Below are 3,218 nucleotides of genomic sequence, written 5' to 3'. Positions count from 1 at the left end.
TTTTTTTGCCTGCCCTGACGCTACCCCCGCCCATCTCACCGTACAATACGGTAGCCCTGCTTCGGATTTTCGCGCTATTGCTCCACGCTAAAATCCTTGCTCCCCGTATTGACTGCGAGCCTCTGGGCGAGGGTAAAAACTGCGTCAGGCAAAAAAATAATTCCTACGGAGTGAGCAGGGGCAGGCAACACGTCCCCTACCCGAAAACGGCTTGCACGTCCCCGAACAGTTTTCTACCCTCACGCCGTCTAACATTGCGTGCACCAGCCTTATCTTTCGCCTTTGCCCGTCAGAACTTACAGGGCTATAACTTTTTACCCTTACGGCTGGTAACGCAAATCCCGTTAGCCCGTTCCTTGCAAAATTAGTATCTTGTTGTTAATTCGGGATGTGTTATCCTTGAAAAAAGGACTGAAAAATGACCGAAAAAGAGCGTTCTAAACTAAATAAAACCCTTATTCTTAGTGAGCGAGAAAAAGAAGCATTATCTAAAAAATTACTTCATCTTAAGTCCCCTGCAAACATAAACAATGTGCAAAATAAAACAATAAATCAAGATTTGATGGAAGTCATTAAATATTTACCTGAAGGATTTGTAGATTTACTTTTTATTGACCCTCCATACAACCTTACGAAAGACTTCAACGGAAACGCATTTAAGAAAATGTCTATTTCTAGTTATACAGAATGGCTAGAAAGCTGGTTTTCTAAATTGGTTAAAGTTTTGAAACCAAATGCCTCTATTTACATTTGTGGAGATTGGCAATCTTCTACTTCAATTCATACGATTTTAGAAACATATTTTATCATCAGGAATCGAATTACTTGGGAGCGAGAAAAAGGCAGGGGGGCTAAATCCAATTGGAAAAACTCATCCGAAGATATTTGGTTTGCGACAGTAAATGATGAATACACATTCAATATTGAAGATGTGAAATTAAAAAGAAAAGTTATCGCTCCATATGTAGATAATGACGGAAAAGCAAAAGATTGGAATTCAACTAATGATGGTAATTTTAGATTAACTCATCCTTCTAATATTTGGACAGATTTAACTGTTCCTTTCTGGTCTATGCCCGAAAACACAGACCATCCAACGCAGAAACCAGAGAAACTACTAGCAAAAATAATTTTAGCAAGTAGCAATGCTGGCGATTTTGTATTAGATCCATTTTTAGGTTCTGGCACTACTTCGGTAGTTGCAAAGAAATTGGGCAGAAAATATTGTGGAATTGAAAAGGATTTGGAATATTCATGCTTATCTGAAAAAAGATTGGAAATGGCTGAATATGACAAATCAATTCAAGGATATGAAGATGGCGTGTTTTTTGAAAGAAACAGCGGTCTTGTAAGAAACAAGGCTAAAGATAATACAAAATTGGTTTACGCAGAAAAACTATTCTAAACAACGGGAAAACTTCGTCAATGAAAAATCAAAGGCAATTTGAAAAGCAAATTCGAGATGATTTGCAAAATGTCCTATGGAAAATTTTCAACAAGTATAAAGTTTTAACAATCAGTACAAATTGGAGAGTTCTTGACAAAACATACGGCGAAGTTGGCGGAAGATTTTTAGAAGATTTTCTTTTATCAGAATTAAATAACCATATTCAAGAAAGTAGAGAATTTAACATTGTGAAAGCCTATGCTCCAGACGGAAGGCGCACAATGGAAGATATTATTGTTGAGTGGCAAGCAAAAGATTTTGAAACTCAAAAATTGCTTATAAGTCTGAAAGGTCATAAAGCAGGTAGTTCATCTAATCCAAATTTATGTTCCCTGCAAAAAACAAAAGCGTTTTATGAAAATCATCCTGAAAATTCTCACTTTTTGCTTATAGTTTTACACTACCTTCCAGAAAGAATTATTGATGACGGTTTTCATATGTCAATTCAAGAAGTTGGTACTTATCACCTGAAAGATTTGGAAGAAAGGCATTTTAGTTTACAAACAATTGGTTCAGGCGGTCAATTTTTACTGACAAATATAGATAAAATTAAAAACGAGTATAGAACTTACAAAGATTTTCTTAATATTGTTTACAAGAAAGAATCTATTTGGCTAGAAAAAAAGAAAAACAAGAAGAGCGAGTCTTAAAGTCAAAAAGCGGGCTAACACAGCGTGCACCTGACGCTGGGGACTCGGCGCACATCCCAAGCATTTTTCACGCCTTATCCTTTTTCTGGTTGGACGGCTTCGCCGTCCCCGCCCAGCGCAGGTAACGCAAACCGTTGGGCAGTTCCTTGCAAGGACATGTTGGAGAAAAATAAAGCATGAGAGAGACTATCGCCTTTATTGCCGATGGAAAAATTCTGGAAAGCAAAAACGCGGTTTTGCCAATTTATAGTATTACAAAAACAATGATCGCGTCAATTGTGCTTGACCTAAATATAGATCTAGAAAATGTAATATCTAGATGGATTCCAAGAACAATTTGTCCACATTCAGACATTGTAAAGATACGCCATTTGATGAATCATTCAAGCGGCATAAGAGATTACGGCAATCTTCCAGAGTACATTAACGATGTAGAAAACAGGAAACTTGCTTGGTCTGATGAAAAATTTATCACAACAACTGTAAACCGCGAGTTGCTTTTCAGTCCTGGAACAAACTTTGCGTATTCAAACCCTGGATACTGGTTACTTAAGAAAATTATCGAGACGGAATCTAATCTGTCTTTTGATGAACTGATCAAGAAATATATTGTCTTGCCGCTAGGCTTGTCAAGCCTCAAGGTGGCGCATGGCGTATTTGACAATTCGCTCAATGGCTATGTTGCAGAATGGGTATGGCATGGTTTAGTCATGGCTGACGCGACTGATGTAGCGCTCTTTATGGCATCAGACAAAGTTGCGCGACTGAATTCGAGTTTGAATAAGGTCAATTACAAAGATAAGTACTGGCAAAATCCCTATTATGGGCTTGGTTTAATGGTTGAACCTGGAGATAAATATGGACATTTAGGCGGCGGGCCAGGATATGAAGCCGCATGTATTTACTTTTTGGAGAGTCAGATAATTGCATGTGCAATATTTTCAAATGATAAAAAGATAAATCCTTTAGAATATCTTTTTGCTCAAAAAGATATCTTGCGAAGAAAGACTTCAACTGCCCAACACAGCGTGCAGCGGACGGCGGGGACTCGGCGCGGTTTATGAATATTTTCCACGCTGGAAGTTTTTTCTGCCCTCTGGACTCTTCTACTCCCGCCCCCC

At 38.3% G+C, this 3,218-nt stretch carries 3 protein-coding genes; all 3 read left to right on the top strand.

Annotation, left to right across the window (positions count from 1 at the left end):
• Nucleotides 1–418: 418 nt before the first annotated feature.
• The 3 genes from LC115_08110 to LC115_08100 all read left to right on the top strand — a co-directional run bounded on the left by LC115_08110 (nucleotide 419) and on the right by LC115_08100 (nucleotide 3,161).
• Nucleotides 419–1,405 (top strand): site-specific DNA-methyltransferase, encoded by a 987-nt coding sequence (locus LC115_08110; protein MCZ2356635.1) that lies wholly within the window; start codon nucleotides 419–421, stop codon nucleotides 1,403–1,405.
• Between the two features lie 20 nt (nucleotides 1,406–1,425).
• On the top strand, nucleotides 1,426–2,097 hold the full coding sequence (locus LC115_08105) for a hypothetical protein (protein MCZ2356634.1): 672 nt from the start codon (nucleotides 1,426–1,428) through the stop codon (nucleotides 2,095–2,097).
• A 176-nt stretch (nucleotides 2,098–2,273) separates the two neighbouring features.
• The gene (locus tag LC115_08100; protein MCZ2356633.1) at nucleotides 2,274–3,161 is read left to right on the top strand and encodes a beta-lactamase family protein; all 888 of its coding nucleotides are present in this window, start codon (nucleotides 2,274–2,276) and stop codon (nucleotides 3,159–3,161) included.
• The last annotated feature ends 57 nt before the right edge of the window (nucleotides 3,162–3,218 follow it).

The sequence above is a fragment of the Bacteroidia bacterium genome, assembly GCA_026932145.1.
In the GTDB taxonomy this organism is placed as follows: Bacteria; Bacteroidota; Bacteroidia; order J057; family JAIXKT01; genus JAIXKT01.
The sequence above is the reverse complement of the archived record's forward strand: the minus strand, read 5'-3'. Positions and strand labels throughout refer to the sequence as shown.

Coding starts and splice junctions, on each gene's coding strand:
- LC115_08105 (MCZ2356634.1), top strand. CDS start 1,426: ATGAAAAATCAAAGGCAATTTGAAAAGCAAATTCGAGATGATTTGCAA.
- LC115_08110 (MCZ2356635.1), top strand. CDS start 419: ATGACCGAAAAAGAGCGTTCTAAACTAAATAAAACCCTTATTCTTAGT.
- LC115_08100 (MCZ2356633.1), top strand. CDS start 2,274: ATGAGAGAGACTATCGCCTTTATTGCCGATGGAAAAATTCTGGAAAGC.